The following is a 16,810-nucleotide window of genomic DNA, read 5'->3' as shown; positions in this document are numbered from 1 at the left end:
TATTACTTTGGGTCGTGAAGAGTTTCATCTTCGGCGCAATTGCCTTTCATGCAATGACCATATAGATATAGGCTATGATTTGTTAAGCGAACATTGAAGCTTTCTGCAATTTGTTTTTGACGATCTTCGATGATGTCATCTGAAAACTCGATAACTTTACCACAATCTAAACAAACTAGATGATCATGGTGGTGTTGAGTTGATAGTTCGAAAACAGATTTACCACCTTCAAAATGATGTCGTGTGACAATGCCTGCATCATCAAACTGGTTGAGTACGCGATAGACTGTAGCTAGGCCAATTTCTTCGCCAATATCGATAAGTTTTTTGTACAAGTCTTCAGCACTGATGTGTTGGCAATCAGGTTCTTGCAGTACTTCCAAAATTTTAAGGCGTGGAAGAGTAACTTTTAAGCCTGCTTGTTTTAGCGCATGATTATTATCTGACATCAAAATTTCCTATTGGCTATCCGCAAAGGTGTTGCAGTAGTCTTTTTCATTTCTAACTATTATAAGTGACGCAACGATAACAATAAACCTTAAAAGCAGAGGAAACTAGGAGATATGTATAATTTCTAGTGTTTGAATGTATGTAAAATTTATGTAAATATAAACTCATCGTACCAGATGGGGGCTTTCATATTGTTTAACGTTTATAAGCCAAGTGTTGTGAAATGTGCGCTGAATCTATGGCCACCCTTTTGGGGGGCGGGTATTAAGATTATGACGATCAGTGATGATTTTCGATATGTTCGTATAAAATTGAAGCTGCGCTGGTGGAATAAGAATGCAAACCGTACACAGTATGGTGGAAGTATTTTTTCACTTACAGATCCTGTTTATTCTTTGATGTTAATGGGCATACTTGGACGTGAGTATTTTGTCTGGGATAAACAAGCAAATATCAACTTTATTCAACCGGGCGATAGTGATTTAACCGCTGATTTTGTGATTTCTGAACAGTGTATTGAAGAGATAAAGCAAGTAACAAAATCTGGTGATAAGTATTTTCCCTCTTTTACGGTCAATGTATTAAATAGTCGAGGGGAGTTAGTTTCTCAAGTTGAGCGAACCTTATATGTAAGGAAAAAACCAGAATATCGAACGGAATCGAATGCGATATCTTGAGTGAAAATATCGCTAAAAAGATGTATAAAAAAACGCGCTTGATAAGCGCGTTTTTTTGATGATCTCAATGCGATTAATCAGCAAGTTCTGCTAAGCACATTTCATCATAAATTTGCTCAACCCATTGCTTAACACGCTGTGCTGTAAGCTCTGGTTGGCGATCTTCATCAATACATAAACCTACGAAGTGGTTGTCATCAACAAGTGCTTTTGAAGCTTCAAACTCAAAGCCTTCTGTTGAGAAGTTACCCACAACAGTTGCACCGCGACCTTCAACGATGTCACGCACAGTACCCATCGCATCACAGAAATATTCTGCGTAATCTTCTTGGTCACCACAACCGAAGATAGCCACAAGTTTAGTTGAAAAATCAACTTGCTCAAGCTCTGGGAAAAAGTCATCCCAATCACACTGTGGTTCACCGTAGTACCAAGTAGGAATACCAAGTAGCAATAGATCAAAGTTGTCGATATCTTCTTTGCTGCTTTTTGCGATATCTTTTACTTCAACTAGCTTGTCACCAAGTTGCTTTTGAATCATTTTAGCGACAGCTTCGGTATTACCTGTGTCGCTACCAAAGAAGAGTCCAACGCTTGCCATAGTAGAGATTACCCGTATATAAATAGTTAACTGCTGCATCGCAGTTTACAGAAATCAGTAGAAACGGTGCAATGATAATTACTGTTTACTGACGTTTTGTATATTTTTTCGTCTAAACGGTAGCATTACCCGCAAGAACTAAGTGTTTAGGTGTTGATATAATCATCATAAGTTACACAATTAACGCTAATAATTAAATCCCAGTACCTTCCCATCTTAGCTGAATAATGCCTTTGGTTATAAATCCAGCACAGCCAGAAATTAGACTAGCCGAACAACTTTTTGTCTAAAAGGAGGGACATTACCTTGTTTTAAGACATCTTTTATTGCCATACCGAGAAAGAAAAAATAGTGGTAAAAACAAGATCCAGCCCAATAGATTTAATTAAGTCTATGTATCCATAAAGCATAACAAATCCTTTTGATATATACCCAAGTAACCTCAAAATACTTGGTATTTAAAGTCATTCAGGTATATCCATTTGATGAGACTATAGCATAGTTAAAAAAGTATTTAACATTGTGGTTATGCAATATCTCGTTGTTAATGAGCATGCTAACAACGAGATAAGCATGTTATTTATTTATCAAGGAAGTTTGTGATGATACGGGTCACCGTTTCAGGTTTTTCGGCATGGAGCCAATGTCCAGTATTTGCCACCATATGTGCTTTGGCGTGAGGGAATTGGCGCATAATTTCATCCCGATATTCTGGCATGATATAGTCAGATTCTTGGCCTTTAATAAATAATGTCTTGCCTTTGAATGGCTCTACAGCAGGCTGCCAGCCCATAATGGTGCTGTAGTTGGCAATAATCCCATCAACATTAAATCGCCATTGGTAATGTTCACCCTGTTTGGCGAGAGATTTAAGTAAAAATTGTCTAACACTGGCGTCTTCAACATATTGAGCAAGAAACTGTTCGGCCTCACTACGCTTGGTAATGGTATGTTTATTCACTTCTTGTAAACCATTAAACACATTTTGATGCCGATGTGTTTGATAGCTAACCGGAGCCATATCCAATACAACCAAATGTTCTAAGTGATTTGGTGCTAATGCAGCCAATGCCATGGCTACTTTTCCACCCATTGAATGACCAATTACCGAAAATTGATCAATATCTAAGTGGTTGATCACATTCAGCACATCTTGTGCCATATCCTGATAGGTAAAATGATCACTGTGTGGGGACAATCCATGGTTACGAAGATCAACGCTAATTACTTTATAGTTATTTTTCAAATATCTGGCTAAAAGCCCTAGATTAGCAGCACTGCCGAATAAGCCATGGATCAAAATGATCGTTTTTCCATCGCCTTCAACTTGATAATGAAGATTCACTGACTATTTTCTCTAATTAGTTGTGGTATTTACCGTAGAGTATAACCTCGGATCAAGCTATAATCGTAGCCAGATTTTTTAACGGAACGATAATGAATAATACGATGAAGACTATTGAAGTAGACGAAGAACTATATCGTTATATTGCTAGCCAAACTCAACATATTGGTGAAAGTGCTTCTGATATTTTGCGTCGCTTGCTTATGGTGCCTGAAGAGCAACTACAACAGCAGCCTGCTGTGGTAATGCCTGTTCGTCCGAAAGGGATCGTTGTTAGTAAAGATGCTGGCAATGTACCAACGATGGATCGTGTTAAAGAAATGCGAACAGTATTGATCTCTGATGAATTTGCCGCACAAGAAAAAGCAATTGGTCGTTTTATGATGATCTTGTCTTCTTTGTATAGCATTGATGCAGAAGGCTTTGCTGAAGCTGCTGCAATTAAAGGTCGTACCCGCGTTTACTTTGCTCATGATGAAGAAACGTTACTAGCAAGTGGTAAAACGACGAAACCTAAGTCGATTCCATCAACACCATTCTGGGTGATTACAAATACAAATACTGAGCGTAAGCGTCAAATGATTGACCAGCTGATGACTAAGATGGGATTTGGTTCAGACATTATTGATAAGGTATGTGGCGAAATCTAATTGTCAGATATTGAGGTCAAATAACAAGGATAAAACTATGGCTATTCATCCTCGTGCTGGGCAACGAGCTCAGCAAGAAGATATGCATAACATTCCAGCACTTATCGCTAATTATTTTCTTATAGAGCCAAGTGCTCAAGATGTATCGCAGCAAGTAGAGTTTGGTACTTCAGGTCATCGAGGAACAGCAGATAAAGGCACATTTAATCAGCATCATATTTGGGCCATTGCACAAGCCATTGCTGAAGTGCGTGCTGAAAATGGAGTGATGGGGCCACTTTTTTTAGGAAAAGATACCCATGCATTATCAGAGCCTGCTTTTACTTCAACATTAGAAGTACTTGTTGCTAATAATGTTCAAGTTGTTATTCAACAAGGTAAGGGATATACCCCGACACCTGGCATTTCTCACTCTATCCTTTGTTACAACAAAGCACATGATGATAAAGCTGATGGTATTGTTATCACGCCATCGCATAATCCACCTCAAGATGGCGGTATTAAATATAATCCTGTCCATGGTGGACCCGCTGAAAGTGAATTAACAACAGCGATTGAACGCCGTGCTAATGAAATCATTGCAAACGGTTTGGTAGATGTTAAGCGTGTATCTATTGTCGACGCTTTAGCTTCACAACTTGTTGTTGAGCAAGATTTAGTTGCACCGTATGTCGCAGATCTTGTAAATGTTATAAATATGGACGTGATTCAAAAATCAGAGCTGAAGTTGGGTGTAGATCCTCTTGGTGGTTCTGGTATTGAATACTGGCGTCAAATTGCCGCATATTATGCGCTAGATCTAACACTTGTTAATGAATCTATTGACCCATCATTTCGTTTTATGTCATTAGATAAAGATGGCGTAGTGCGTATGGACTGTTCATCACCATATGCAATGGCTGGGTTACTGGCGTACAAAGATAATTACGATCTAGCGTTTGGTAACGACCCTGATTACGACCGTCATGGCATCGTAACACCTGCAGGTTTAATGAATCCTAACCATTATCTTGCCGTATGTATTGATTACTTATTCCGTCATCGTAACGATTGGGCTAAGCAAGTTGCAGTGGGTAAAACACTAGTATCTAGTGCGTTGATTGATCGTGTTGTTGCAGCATTAGGCCGCGAACTTGTTGAAGTTCCAGTCGGTTTTAAATGGTTTGTTGATGGCTTATTTAGCGGTAAGTTAGGTTTTGGCGGTGAAGAAAGTGCGGGTGCATCTTTCTTACGTAAAGACGGCACGCCTTGGTCAACAGATAAAGACGGTATTTTACTGTGTTTGTTAGCTGCAGAGATCACTGCTGTAACAGGTAAAACACCGCAAGAATATTACGAAGAGTTAGCAGATAAGTTTGGACGTTCAGAATATTCTCGTTTGCAAGCTGTCGCGAATAAAGAGCAGAAAGCGGTATTAAGTAAGCTTTCTCCCGAAATGGTTTCAGCTGAAACACTAGCTGGTGAACCAATCACCGCACGTCTAACTCATGCGCCAGGTAATGGTGCTGCGATTGGTGGTTTAAAAGTGACGACTGAAAATGGTTGGTTTGCTGCTCGTCCATCGGGTACAGAAGATATTTACAAAATCTATTGTGAAAGCTTTAAGGGCAAAGAACATCTAGCGCTTATTGAGCAAGAAGCACAGGAAATTGTCAGTAAAGTCTTTGCCGACGCAGGTTTATAACCTGTTATATGGATAAAGAAAACGCCCACAATGGGCGTTTTTTTATATATGAAGCTTATGTTCTCAATTCACTATTATGCTTTGGCCAGTGATTCGGAACGATAAACCATACTCTATCTTTTTTATCAACAGCCTGTGTTGGTACGGTAATTTGATTTGGGTCGAGATATTTATCAAGTTCAGCGAAAGCTGGTGGCGCGATCCACTGTTTTTTCGTCAATACTTTCAAAACTAGATGTGCAGCATCAGACTGATAACACCATAATCCTGTGTTAGCCTTTGGGTTGATAATAATAGTTGAGCCTTGCTGAGGTTCAGGCCAAGCGTGAAATAATCGCCCCTGCATGATGAGTCGACGTTTGGTTGGCTGTTCATCAAAGGTAGTTTTAAATGCATCATGCTCACTCAGTCTGAGTTGATGTTCAATCATTCGATTGGTTTTCTTATCGAGATTGTCTTTAGCATTTGGTCCTGGCCAGCTATTGTTATAGGCGAGATAAAATTTGATGGCGACTTCCCAATGTTCAATTTCATCAGTCCGTAAGTTTTTAACCAGAAAATCAATAGAGCCAACAGTCTGTTTATGCCAATGAAGTTGGACTTCTTCTTCCATCAATTCGTAATGAGGGTGAGAAATAATTAATTGCTGCCATAGCCATTGATAGTAAAACCCTAAGCGGCGATTTCCAGTATAGGGCGCTATGCAGGGAAGTTGTGCGTCGCGATTAAATACCTCAAACCAAGTGTCGTCACAGACATAGTCGTATGATGAGATTAAATTTGGCATATTGAGTGCAGCGAGATAATCCTTCGTTAATTGTTTATCTATTTCTTTTTGTAACATTCTTACATAACTCGCTTGTATATAGGCGTATGACACAATATTGACGAAAAGTTACACGAAAATCTGTAGTAATATTTCATAAACTCGATTAAAGTGGTGACAGATTTAGTCATAAAGAGATTCTGTTATGTACACTCAGTATTCAAAGTTCAATATTACTTTTCGTCGCGTTTTTGTTGTACTAGCAGGACTGCTTTCATTACCTGTTTTACTTTTATTACCTGTCAATAAACGTACGCGTATGGGTAGTTTCTTACATCGCTACTGGGTGCAAACTAGCGCTCAGCCTGTATGGCTTAAAAAAATTGAGCAAGGCTTAAAATAATTTCCATGTAATATTAAAAGCTGCCATTGGCAGCTTTTTTTATACCATTTATTTACTGTTAATACAGAGAAAACTCTTAATATAAAGATAGCTTTAGTAAACTAATATCGTAGTATTAAAAAAGATTTTAGTTATAAGATTAAGGACAACATTAGATGAATAATTTTGCTTTAGAAACCGTACTTAATGAGTTTCTTTCTCCTCACTTGATCAAAGATTATTGTCCTAATGGGTTACAAGTTGAAGGCAAACCCGACGTTAAAAAAATTATTACTGGCGTAACGGCTTGTCAGGCACTGATTGATAGAGCTATTGAAGAGAAAGCCGATGCAATTGTTGTCCACCATGGCTTTTTTTGGAAAGGTGAGCCTGCTGAAATTCGTGGTATGAAATATCGACGTATTAAAGCGTTGATTGAAAATGGGATTAATTTATATGCTTATCATTTGCCATTAGATGTACATACGCAAGTTGGCAATAATGTACAGTTAGCCCAACGTTTAGATTTAGACATCACTGGTGGTTTAGAGTTAGGCAATCCTCGTTCAGTTGCTATTTATGGTGAGTTAGATCAAGCGATCTGTGGTGAGGATTTTGCGGCAAGAATTGCGATGGCACTTCAACGTGAACCATTACATATCGCACCGAGTTCATCTCATTTAATAAAAAAAGTGGGGTGGTGTACTGGTGGCGGGCAAGATTATATTGAATTAGCCGTTCAGCAAGGCTGTGACGCCTTTATTTCGGGTGAAGTATCTGAAAGAACCACGCATATTGCACGCGAATTAGGTATTCATTATTTTGCTGCGGGTCATCACGCCACAGAGCGTTATGGTGTAAAAGCATTAGGTGAATGGTTAGCACAAGAATATAACTTTGATGTGGCGTTTATCGACATCGATAACCCAGTATAGGCTAGCTAGTCTTTTGATAGATGAAATAAAAAAGGTTGAGTATTTAAACTCAACCTTTTTATTTATCGTCACTTTCAAGAAAATTTATTCGCGCTCATGAAGAGGCTTAAATTCTCTAAATGATTCACCAGTATAAAGCTGACGAGGTCGACCAATACGATTTGTTGGATCACTGTGCATTTCGTTCCAGTGAGCAATCCAACCAATGGTACGAGACATCGCAAAGATCACCGTAAACATTGATACTGGAATACCAATCGCTTTTAAAATAATACCAGAGTAGAAATCTACGTTAGGGTATAATTTCTTACTGACAAAGTACTCATCAGAAAGCGCAATACGCTCAAGTTCCATTGCAACATCTAGTAATGGATCTTCAATCTTCAGCTCTTCAAGCACTTCATGACAAGCTTCACGCATCACGGTTGCACGAGGGTCGTAGTTTTTGTAAACACGGTGACCAAAGCCCATTAGGCGGAATGGGTCATCTTTATCTTTTGCACGCTCAATGAACTCAGGAATGTTTTCTACAGTTCCGATTTCTTCAAGCATCTTAAGACAAGCTTCATTAGCACCACCATGCGCAGGCCCCCAAAGAGATGCAATACCTGCCGCAATACAAGCAAATGGGTTAGCACCAGAAGAGCCCGCAAGACGAACCGTTGACGTTGAAGCATTCTGCTCGTGATCTGCGTGTAGGGTAAAGATCTTATCCATAGCACGCGCAACGACAGGGCTTACTTCATATTCTTCACAAGGTGTTGCAAACATCATGTGAAGGAAATTTTCCGCGTAATCAAGATCATTACGAGGATAAATAAATGGTTGTCCGATGGTGTACTTATGACACATTGCCGCTAATGTCGGCATCTTAGATAACAATCTAAATGCTGCAATCTCACGGTGTGTATCGTTGTTAATATCAAGAGAGTCATGATAAAACGCAGATAAAGCACCAACAACACCACACATTATAGCCATTGGGTGTGCATCACGACGGAAGCCATGGAAAAAGCTCGCGATTTGTTCATGCACCATGGTATGGCGTGTAACTGTTGTTCTAAACTGCTCGTATTCAGCTCGGGTAGGGACCTCACCGTATAACAAGACAAAACAAACTTCTAAATAGTCTGCGTTATTGGCTAATTGATCAATCGGGAAACCTCTGTGAAGCAAGATTCCTTCTTCGCCATCAATGTATGTAATTTGAGATTCACACGAGGCTGTTGCTAGAAAACCTGGGTCAAATGTAAAAAAGCCGTTTGCACCAAGTTTACGCACATCAATTACATCTTGGCCCTCAGAGCCCCCGATAATCGGCAGTTCGATAGGTGCTTTCCCTTCAACATGAAGAGTAGCTTTCTTATCTGCCATAACAATCTCCTTTGCTATTTTTATAATCCTAATCCGATGCGGATGTGCATTTGTTGTACCGTCAGGCGCAACTTTTGTCAATTATTGTGCTTCTTTGTGTGCGCTTGTTAATAACTTTAAATCAAAAAGTATTAATTTATGAGAATCGTGTTTGACATCATGTAACTGGAATTGTTTTTGAATGTTACGGGGCGTATAGTGAGGCAAGGTCTCTGGTTATACTACCCGCCAGGATTTTACAAACATGTGTCATTTATTTTTAAGAGTTAGGTAATGACGTTTACAACGTCTGCTCAACATAATAATAACCTAATATTGAATTTTTGTTGCACTTGTTTGTTGGCTTGTACGTATATCTCAGAGAATTTAATAAAAAAATAAATTGCTTCAATGGAGCTGAGTGGGCAAACCGTGAAAGTAAAAAAGCCAAGACCTGTCAATCTCGACCTACAAACGATTCGCTTTCCGCTTACTGCGATAGCGTCAATCCTACACCGCGTTTCAGGTGTGATTACATTCGTATCCCTTGCCATCTTGCTGTGGCTGCTAAACCTATCTTTATCTTCTCCTGAAGGTTTTACATCCGCTGTTAGTGTTACTGATAGCTTTTTTGTGAAATTTATCCTGTGGGGAGTATTGACCGCATTGTTTTATCACATTGTTTTAGGTGTCCGTCATTTGTTGATGGATTTAGGTTATTTCGAAGAAATGGACACAGGCATTGCAAGTACCAAAGTTAGTTTTGCAATTGTCGCTGTACTAGCAGTATTTGCAGGAGGCTTAGTATGGTAAATAACGTATCTTCCGTCGGCCGTAATGGTATACACGATTTTATTCTGATCCGCGCTACAGCGATCATTTTGACCCTTTACACCGTATATATGGTTGGTTTCTTTGCGTTTGGCCCTGAGCTAACGTTTGAAACTTGGAGTGCATTCTTCAATCAAATCAGTACCAAAGTTTTTACTATGTTGGCTTTGGTTTCCATTCTTGTACATGCTTGGATTGGTTTGTGGCAAGTGTTAACAGACTACATTAAACCTGCCGTTTTAAGAGTGGGATTGCAGTTTGTTGTTGTAGCAATTCTTTTTGTTTACCTATTTGCGGGTTTCTTTATTGTGTGGGGTGTGTAAGTGAGCATTGCAGTTCGTGAGTTTGATGCCGTTGTTATCGGTGCTGGTGGTGCGGGTATGCGTGCCGCATTACAAATTTCAGAGCAAGGACTAAAATGTGCCTTGCTATCAAAAGTGTTCCCTACGCGCTCTCATACTGTATCTGCGCAGGGCGGTATTACTGTTGCGCTGGGTAATTCACACCCAGATAATTGGCAATGGCATATGTATGACACAGTAAAAGGCTCTGATTACATTGGTGATCAGAATGCTATTGAATACATGTGTCAAAATGGCCCTAAGTCAGTTATTGAATTAGAAAAAATGGGGCTACCGTTTTCGCGTTTTGACAACGGTACTATCTATCAACGCCCATTTGGTGGTCAGTCTAAAGAGTTTGGTGGTGAGCAAGCTGCGCGTACAGCCGCTGCTGCTGACCGTACTGGTCACGCGTTACTTCATACGCTTTATCAGCAAAATATTAAGCATCAAACGACGATTTTTTCTGAGTGGTATGCGTTAGATTTAGTAAAAAACCAAGATGGTGCAATTTTAGGTTGTACTGCTTTGTGTATGGAAACTGGCGAGATTTGTTACTTCAAATCTAAAGCTACTATCCTTGCAACAGGTGGCGCTGGTCGTATTTACGCTTCGACAACAAATGCGCACATTAACACTGGTGACGGTGTTGGTATGGCGCTTCGTGCTGGCGTGCCAATGCAAGATATGGAAATGTGGCAATTCCATCCAACGGGTATTGCTGGCGCGGGTGTACTGGTAACGGAAGGTTGTCGTGGTGAAGGTGGTTATCTTTTAAATAAAGATGGTGAACGCTTCATGGAGCGTTATGCACCTAATGCTAAAGATTTGGCTGGTCGTGATGTGGTTGCACGTTCAATGATGGTTGAGATCCGTGAAGGTCGTGGTTGCGATGGCCCATGGGGACCTCACATTAAATTGAAACTTGATCATTTAGGTAAAGATGTTCTTGAATCGCGTCTACCGGGTATTTGTGAATTATCGCGTACCTTTGCCCATATTGATCCTGTTAAAGAGCCGATTCCAGTTATTCCTACTTGTCATTACATGATGGGTGGGGTACCGACTCAGGTATCAGGCCAAGCCCTTAAACAAACAGCATCTGGTGTTGATCAAGAAGTACAAGGTCTTTTCGCTTGTGGTGAGATCGCATCTGTATCTGTGCATGGTGCTAACCGTTTAGGTGGTAACTCATTACTTGATCTGGTCGTCTTCGGTCGTGCAACGGGTTTACATCTAGGTGAAACGTTGGCTGCACAAACAGAAGCTCGTCCTGCTACAGATTCTGATATAGAAGCCTCTTTAGCTCGTGTTAACCGTTGGAACACTACGCAAAAAGGTGAAGATCCTGTTCAAATTCGTAAAGATCTTCAAAGTTGTATGCAAAACAACTTCTCGGTTTTCCGTGAAGGTGATGCGATGGCAACGGGTCTTACAGAGCTAAAAGAAATTCGTGAACGTTTAAAGCATGCGCGTTTAGATGACACTTCTTCTGAGTTTAATACACAACGTATTGAATGCTTAGAGCTTGAAAACTTAATGGAAACAGCAATGGCAACGGCAGTAGCGGCTAACTACCGTACTGAAAGTCGTGGTGCTCATGCTCGTTTCGACTTCCCTGAACGTGATGATGCTAATTGGTTATGCCACTCTATTTACAACCCTGAGACAGAAGCTATGTCTAAGCGTGATGTAAACATGTCGCCAGTTCATCGTGAAGCTTTCCCGCCGAAAGCACGTACTTACTAAGGGAGGATAGATAAGATGAAACTCAACTTCTCAATATATCGCTATAACCCTGATGTGGATAATGCACCACACATGAAAGGGTATACCTTAGAAGTGCCAGAAGGCTCAGATATGATGGTGCTTGATGCACTTATTCTGTTAAAAGAGCAAGATTCTACGCTGTCTTTCCGTCGTTCATGTCGTGAGGGTGTGTGTGGTTCTGATGGCATTAATATGAACGGTAAAAATGGTTTAGCGTGTATTACACCATTATCAGCTTTAATGGATAAGAGCACGATTGTTATCCGCCCTTTACCGGGATTACCAGTTGTTCGTGATCTGATTATCGACATGGAACAGTTCTACACCAATTATGCAAAAGTAAAACCTTTCTTAATTGATGATGGAGCAGTTCCACCGGCTCGTGAAAACCTCCAAGCGCCTGAAGATCGCGCGCAGTTAGATGGTTTGTACGAATGTATTATGTGTGCATGTTGCTCGACATCATGCCCATCATTTTGGTGGAATCCTGATAAATTTATTGGACCTGCAGGCTTATTGGCAGCATATCGATGGTTAATTGATAGCCGTGATACAGCAACAGATGAACGATTATCAAATCTTGATGATGCATTTAGTGTTTTTCGTTGCCATGGCATAATGAACTGTGTAAATGTTTGTCCTAAAGGACTAAATCCAACAAAAGCGATTGGTCACATTAAATCAATGCTGCTTAAACGAGCAGTATAAAAAAAATAATATCGATATGCCGGTGACGTTAATTCAATGAATGAGTAATTGATCCGGCCTTAATGCTCTGATTAAACAATCGGTGTAAACGGCGATAACTAGTGGTTAAGGGAAAATAATGCAGAACGGCGTTATGAAGGCATGGCTTGAGTCTTCACATTTAGCTGGCGCCAATGCGACTTACGTAGAAGATCTCTACGAGTTGTATCTTAGCGACCCAGAATTAGTTGACGAGCAATGGCGTGATATTTTTGTTGAATTACCGGTAGTCAATGAGACTGCTGTAGAACAACCTCACTCACGTGTTCGTGATTATTTCCGACGTTTAGCGAAAGAAACCAACTTTTTAAGTGCTACCGTCAGTGATCCAGATGTAGATGCGAAACAAGTAAAGGTATTGCAGCTGATTAATGCATACCGCTTCCGTGGGCATCAAAATGCAAAACTTGATCCATTAGGATTATGGCAGCGTGATTTAGTTCCAGATCTTGATCCGGCATTCCATAATCTTACTGATGAAGATTTTAATGAAACATTTAACGTAGGCTCGTTTGCTGTTGGTCAAGAGACCATGAAGCTTTCTGAAATTTATGCTGCGTTAAAGAAAACATACTGTGGCTCTATTGGTGCAGAATACATGCACATTACAGATACTGAGGAAAAGCGTTGGATCCAACAACGTCTTGAATCGGTAATGGGGCACGGTTCCTTCTCACAAGAAGAGCAACTTTCATTTCTTGATGAATTGACCGCAGCTGAAGGTCTTGAGCGTTATTTAGGCGCGAAATTCCCTGGAGCTAAGCGATTCTCATTAGAAGGTGGTGATGCACTTATTCCAATGATGAAAGAGCTGATCCGTCACGCTGGTTCTCAAGGTGTACGCGAAGTTGTTATTGGCATGGCCCACCGTGGTCGCCTAAACATGTTAGTTAATGTATTAGGTAAAAAGCCACAAGACTTATTTGATGAGTTTGCAGGTAAGCATGGCGAAAGCTGGGGTACGGGTGATGTAAAATATCACCAAGGCTTTTCTGCAGATTTTGCTACACCAGGTGGCGATGTTCACCTTGCTCTTGCCTTTAACCCATCTCACCTTGAAATTGTAAACCCAGTTGTTGTGGGTTCTGTCCGCGCTCGTCAAGATCGCTTAGGTGATGATACGGGTTCTAAAGTATTACCTATTACACTCCATGGTGATTCAGCGATTGCTGGACAGGGTGTTGTTGCTGAGACGTTCAATATGTCTCAAGCACGTGGTTATGGTGTTGGCGGTACTATTCGTATTGTCGTCAATAACCAAGTTGGTTTTACGACCTCTAATCCAAATGATACCCGCTCGACAGAATACTGTACTGATATCGCTAAGATGGTGCAGTCACCTATTTTCCACGTTAATGCTGATGATCCTGAAGCGGTTGCTTTTGTAACTCGACTTGCGTTTGATTTCCGTAATGAATTTAAGCGTGATGTTGTTATTGATTTGGTTTGTTACCGTCGTCATGGTCACAATGAAGCGGATGAGCCGAATGCAACTCAGCCTCTTATGTACCAAAAGATCAAAAAGCATCCTACGCCTCGTAAGATTTATGCCGATTACTTAACCGACACTGGCGTGTTTGGTTTAGATACGGCAACAAGCTTAGTCAATGAATATCGTGATGCGTTAGATCGTGGCGAGTGTGTGGTAAAAGAATGGCGTCCAATGCATCTTCATACAGTTGATTGGTCACCATACTTAGGCCATGACTGGACAGTTGATTGGAATAACAAAGTGCCTGTTGAGCGTTTAAAAGAGTTAGGTGCTCGCCTTTGCCAATATCCAGATAGTCATGTTTTACAGAGCCGTGTTCAAAAGCTATATAACGATCGCGTCGCTATGATTGCGGGTGAAAAAGCGTTTGATTGGGGTATGGCTGAAACATTGGCTTATGCCACATTAGTTGACGAAGGTAATCGTATTCGTATTACAGGCCAAGATTCTGGTCGTGGTACCTTCTTCCATCGTCATGCTGTACTGCATAACCAAGAAGATGCTAGTACTTATGTGCCGTTAGCTAATCTTCACAATGGACAAGGTCCGTTTGAAGTGATCGACTCAGTGTTATCTGAAGAAGCGGTATTAGCCTTTGAATATGGTTACGCAACGGCTGAGCCTAGTGGTTTGACGGTATGGGAAGCGCAATTTGGTGATTTTGCTAATGGTGCTCAAGTTGTGATTGACCAATTCATCAGTTCTGGTGAGCAAAAATGGGGGCGTATGTGTGGTTTAACCATGCTGCTACCACATGGTTATGAAGGTCAAGGCCCAGAGCACTCATCGGCACGTTTAGAGCGTTACTTACAATTGTGTGCAGAGCAAAATATGCAAGTTGTTGTTCCATCAACACCTGCACAGGTTTACCACATGATCCGTCGTCAAGTGGTTCGTCCAATGCGTCGACCATTAATTGTAATGTCGCCAAAATCATTGCTGCGCCATCCGTTATGTACATCTACGTTAGACGATTTAGCTAACGGTACTTTCTTACCTGCGATTGCTGAAGTTGATGATTTAGCACCAAATAAAGTGAAACGTGTGGTTTTCTGTTCAGGTAAAGTTTATTACGATTTACTGGAGCAACGCCGCAAGAATGAACAAGAGGATGTGGCGATTGTTCGTATCGAGCAACTGTACCCATTCCCGAAAGAAGACGTTGAAGCTGCAATTGCTGAATATAAGCACGTAACTGATTTTGTTTGGTGTCAAGAAGAGCCGCAAAACCAAGGCGCGTGGTATTCAAGTCAACATAACTTCTATTCTGCGTTACCAGCAGGTGCGCGTTTAAGTTATGCCGGACGTCCAGCATCAGCCTCACCGGCGGTAGGTTACATGTCGGTGCATTTGAAACAACAAAAAGCACTTATAGAAGACGCTTTAACAATTGCTCCTCAAGAGCAAAATAATAATTAGAACTGGAACAAAAAGGACAAAACCGATATGACAATCGAAATTCTGGTTCCCGACCTCCCGGAATCTGTGGCTGACGCAACCGTTGCCACTTGGCACAAACAACCTGGCGATGCCGTATCTCGTGATGAGGTATTGGTTGATATTGAAACAGATAAAGTAGTACTTGAAGTTCCAGCTCCTGAAGATGGCGTGTTAGAAGCTATTTTTGAAGGTGAAGGTACGACTGTTCTTACTAAACAGTTGATTGGTAAAATCAAAGTTGGCGCAGTTGCTGGTGAACCAACAAAAGATGTACCAACAGAAGCTGAAGCGTCACCGAATAAGCGTAACACCGCCTCTTTAACAGAAGAAACAAGTGAAGCATTAAGCCCAGCCGTTCGTCGTTTGTTAAGTGAGCATGGTATTGATGCAGGTGCTGTTAAAGGCTCTGGTGTTGGTGGTCGCATTACTCGAGAAGATGTAGAAGCATACTTAAAGAATCAATCAGCATCAGCTGTGACAAAAGCACCTGTTGTTGATACGCCACTAGCGCACCGCAGCGAAAAACGTGTGCCTATGACACGTTTACGTAAGCGTGTAGCTGAGCGCCTGCTTGAAGCTAAAAATAGTACGGCGATGTTAACAACGTTTAACGAAGTGAACATGAAACCAATCATGGATCTTCGTAAGCAATACAAAGATATCTTCGAAGAGCGTCATGGTATTCGTCTTGGCTTTATGTCTTTCTATGTAAAAGCTGTGGTTGAAGCACTAAAGCGTTACCCAGAAGTAAATGCATCTATTGATGGTGATGATATTGTTTATCACAACTTCTTTGATGTAAGCATTGCAGTATCAACACCTCGTGGTCTGGTAACGCCTGTTCTACGTGATTGCGATAAGCTAAGCCTTGCTGAAATTGAGAAGGGTATTCGTGAACTTGCAATTAAAGGTCGTGACGGCAAGTTAACCGTTGAAGATTTAACAGGTGGTAACTTTACGATCACTAATGGTGGTGTGTTTGGCTCATTGATGTCGACGCCGATCATTAATCCACCACAAGCTGCGATTTTAGGTATGCATAAAATCCAAGATCGCCCTATGGCGGTGGATGGACAAGTTGAAATCTTGCCTATGATGTACCTTGCGTTATCTTACGATCACCGTTTAGTTGATGGTCGTGAATCAGTGGGTTACTTAGTAACGATTAAAGAGTTACTTGAAGATCCAACACGTCTACTACTAGACGTATAATTTGGTAAATAGGCTGGATAAATGCTCATTATTCAGCCTATTAATGACAGTTAGTCAAATTGCCAAATCTAATCACGAAGAGGTTCCCAAGAGTACCTCGTATGGATATAACAAGTCCCAAAGGGATAAGAAAA

16 protein-coding genes and 1 pseudogene are annotated in these 16,810 nt (G+C 40.8%); 11 read left to right on the top strand and 6 right to left on the bottom strand.

Annotated features, from left to right (window positions below; translation table 11 throughout):
* Positions 1-2 precede the first annotated feature (2 nt).
* Positions 3-449, bottom strand: coding sequence for a ferric iron uptake transcriptional regulator (gene fur, locus C9J46_RS03770; RefSeq protein WP_107205569.1), 447 nt, complete (start codon positions 447-449; stop codon positions 3-5).
* A 192-nt stretch (positions 450-641) separates the two neighbouring features.
* Here fur and C9J46_RS03765 point away from each other — a divergent pair, with 192 nt between their 5' ends.
* The gene (locus tag C9J46_RS03765; RefSeq protein WP_107205570.1) at positions 642-1,127 is read left to right on the top strand and encodes a DUF4442 domain-containing protein; all 486 of its coding nucleotides are present in this window, start codon (positions 642-644) and stop codon (positions 1,125-1,127) included.
* 73 nt (positions 1,128-1,200) lie between these two features.
* On the opposite strand, the gene fldA is transcribed toward C9J46_RS03765, so the two are convergent.
* The 3 genes and pseudogenes from fldA to C9J46_RS03750 all read right to left on the bottom strand — a co-directional run bounded on the left by fldA (position 1,201) and on the right by C9J46_RS03750 (position 3,073).
* A complete protein-coding gene (gene fldA / locus C9J46_RS03760) occupies positions 1,201-1,728 on the bottom strand; it encodes a flavodoxin FldA (RefSeq protein ID WP_107205571.1) in 528 nt (175 codons plus the stop codon).
* Positions 1,729-1,921: 193 nt separating this feature from the next.
* A pseudogene (locus C9J46_RS21620) lies at positions 1,922-2,138 on the bottom strand (DUF2788 domain-containing protein).
* Positions 2,139-2,308: 170 nt separating this feature from the next.
* A complete protein-coding gene (locus C9J46_RS03750) occupies positions 2,309-3,073 on the bottom strand; it encodes an alpha/beta fold hydrolase (protein WP_107290572.1) in 765 nt (254 codons plus the stop codon).
* Between the two features lie 104 nt (positions 3,074-3,177).
* On the opposite strand from C9J46_RS03750, the gene seqA reads away from it, so the two are divergent.
* Together seqA and pgm are read left to right on the top strand one after the other, a co-directional pair.
* Positions 3,178-3,723 (top strand): replication initiation negative regulator SeqA, encoded by a 546-nt coding sequence (gene seqA, locus C9J46_RS03745; protein WP_005370523.1) that lies wholly within the window; start codon positions 3,178-3,180, stop codon positions 3,721-3,723.
* A gap of 37 nt (positions 3,724-3,760) precedes the next feature.
* The gene (gene pgm / locus C9J46_RS03740; RefSeq protein ID WP_107290571.1) at positions 3,761-5,407 is read left to right on the top strand and encodes a phosphoglucomutase (alpha-D-glucose-1,6-bisphosphate-dependent); all 1,647 of its coding nucleotides are present in this window, start codon (positions 3,761-3,763) and stop codon (positions 5,405-5,407) included.
* A 55-nt stretch (positions 5,408-5,462) separates the two neighbouring features.
* Here pgm and C9J46_RS03735 read toward each other — a convergent pair whose 3' ends face one another.
* Positions 5,463-6,251, bottom strand: coding sequence for a DUF1853 family protein (locus tag C9J46_RS03735; RefSeq protein WP_107259389.1), 789 nt, complete (start codon positions 6,249-6,251; stop codon positions 5,463-5,465).
* 127 nt (positions 6,252-6,378) lie between these two features.
* On the opposite strand from C9J46_RS03735, the gene C9J46_RS03730 reads away from it, so the two are divergent.
* A complete protein-coding gene (locus tag C9J46_RS03730; protein WP_107205575.1) occupies positions 6,379-6,576 on the top strand; it encodes a DUF2517 family protein in 198 nt (65 codons plus the stop codon).
* 155 nt (positions 6,577-6,731) lie between these two features.
* Positions 6,732-7,490, top strand: a complete 759-nt coding sequence (locus C9J46_RS03725; protein ID WP_107205576.1) for a Nif3-like dinuclear metal center hexameric protein — start codon at positions 6,732-6,734, stop codon at positions 7,488-7,490.
* 84 nt (positions 7,491-7,574) lie between these two features.
* Here the strand turns inward: C9J46_RS03725 and C9J46_RS03720 are convergent, their stop codons facing one another.
* Entirely contained in the window at positions 7,575-8,864 is a 1,290-nt protein-coding gene (locus C9J46_RS03720) for a citrate synthase (RefSeq protein WP_107205577.1), read from the bottom strand.
* 390 nt (positions 8,865-9,254) lie between these two features.
* Here C9J46_RS03720 and sdhC point away from each other — a divergent pair, with 390 nt between their 5' ends.
* The 6 genes from sdhC (at position 9,255) to odhB (ending at position 16,676) form a co-directional block, all read left to right on the top strand.
* Positions 9,255-9,656, top strand: a complete 402-nt coding sequence (gene sdhC, locus C9J46_RS03715; protein WP_107205578.1) for a succinate dehydrogenase cytochrome b556 subunit — start codon at positions 9,255-9,257, stop codon at positions 9,654-9,656.
* Entirely contained in the window at positions 9,650-9,997 is a 348-nt protein-coding gene (gene sdhD, locus C9J46_RS03710; RefSeq protein ID WP_045148138.1) for a succinate dehydrogenase, hydrophobic membrane anchor protein, read from the top strand. Before sdhC ends, sdhD begins: the two co-directional genes overlap by 7 nt.
* Positions 9,998-11,764 (top strand): succinate dehydrogenase flavoprotein subunit, encoded by a 1,767-nt coding sequence (gene sdhA, locus C9J46_RS03705; RefSeq protein WP_107205579.1) that lies wholly within the window; start codon positions 9,998-10,000, stop codon positions 11,762-11,764.
* A gap of 15 nt (positions 11,765-11,779) precedes the next feature.
* Entirely contained in the window at positions 11,780-12,493 is a 714-nt protein-coding gene (locus C9J46_RS03700) for a succinate dehydrogenase iron-sulfur subunit (protein ID WP_005370542.1), read from the top strand.
* Between the two features lie 118 nt (positions 12,494-12,611).
* Positions 12,612-15,443: a 2-oxoglutarate dehydrogenase E1 component gene (gene sucA / locus C9J46_RS03695; RefSeq protein WP_107205580.1), complete on the top strand. Its 2,832-nt coding sequence runs from the start codon at positions 12,612-12,614 to the stop codon at positions 15,441-15,443.
* Between the two features lie 27 nt (positions 15,444-15,470).
* Positions 15,471-16,676 (top strand): 2-oxoglutarate dehydrogenase complex dihydrolipoyllysine-residue succinyltransferase, encoded by a 1,206-nt coding sequence (gene odhB, locus C9J46_RS03690; protein WP_107290570.1) that lies wholly within the window; start codon positions 15,471-15,473, stop codon positions 16,674-16,676.
* Positions 16,677-16,810 lie beyond the last annotated feature (134 nt).

This window comes from Photobacterium sp. GB-36, from assembly GCF_003026135.1.
Taxonomy (GTDB): Bacteria; Pseudomonadota; Gammaproteobacteria; order Enterobacterales; family Vibrionaceae; genus Photobacterium.
The sequence above is the reverse complement of the archived record's forward strand: the minus strand, read 5'-3'. Positions and strand labels throughout refer to the sequence as shown.

What these genes read in the sequence shown, in the direction of transcription:
- fur (WP_107205569.1), bottom strand. Translation starts at nt 449, where the DNA reads ATGTCAGATAATAATCATGCGCTAAAACAAGCAGGCTTAAAAGTTACT.
- fldA (WP_107205571.1), bottom strand. Translation starts at nt 1,728, where the DNA reads ATGGCAAGCGTTGGACTCTTCTTTGGTAGCGACACAGGTAATACCGAA.
- seqA (WP_005370523.1), top strand. Translation starts at nt 3,178, where the DNA reads ATGAAGACTATTGAAGTAGACGAAGAACTATATCGTTATATTGCTAGC.
- pgm (WP_107290571.1), top strand. Translation starts at nt 3,761, where the DNA reads ATGGCTATTCATCCTCGTGCTGGGCAACGAGCTCAGCAAGAAGATATG.
- C9J46_RS03735 (WP_107259389.1), bottom strand. Translation starts at nt 6,251, where the DNA reads ATGTTACAAAAAGAAATAGATAAACAATTAACGAAGGATTATCTCGCT.
- C9J46_RS03730 (WP_107205575.1), top strand. Translation starts at nt 6,379, where the DNA reads ATGTACACTCAGTATTCAAAGTTCAATATTACTTTTCGTCGCGTTTTT.
- C9J46_RS03725 (WP_107205576.1), top strand. Translation starts at nt 6,732, where the DNA reads ATGAATAATTTTGCTTTAGAAACCGTACTTAATGAGTTTCTTTCTCCT.
- C9J46_RS03720 (WP_107205577.1), bottom strand. Translation starts at nt 8,864, where the DNA reads ATGGCAGATAAGAAAGCTACTCTTCATGTTGAAGGGAAAGCACCTATC.
- sdhC (WP_107205578.1), top strand. Translation starts at nt 9,255, where the DNA reads ATGGAGCTGAGTGGGCAAACCGTGAAAGTAAAAAAGCCAAGACCTGTC.
- sdhD (WP_045148138.1), top strand. Translation starts at nt 9,650, where the DNA reads ATGGTAAATAACGTATCTTCCGTCGGCCGTAATGGTATACACGATTTT.
- C9J46_RS03700 (WP_005370542.1), top strand. Translation starts at nt 11,780, where the DNA reads ATGAAACTCAACTTCTCAATATATCGCTATAACCCTGATGTGGATAAT.
- sucA (WP_107205580.1), top strand. Translation starts at nt 12,612, where the DNA reads ATGCAGAACGGCGTTATGAAGGCATGGCTTGAGTCTTCACATTTAGCT.
- odhB (WP_107290570.1), top strand. Translation starts at nt 15,471, where the DNA reads ATGACAATCGAAATTCTGGTTCCCGACCTCCCGGAATCTGTGGCTGAC.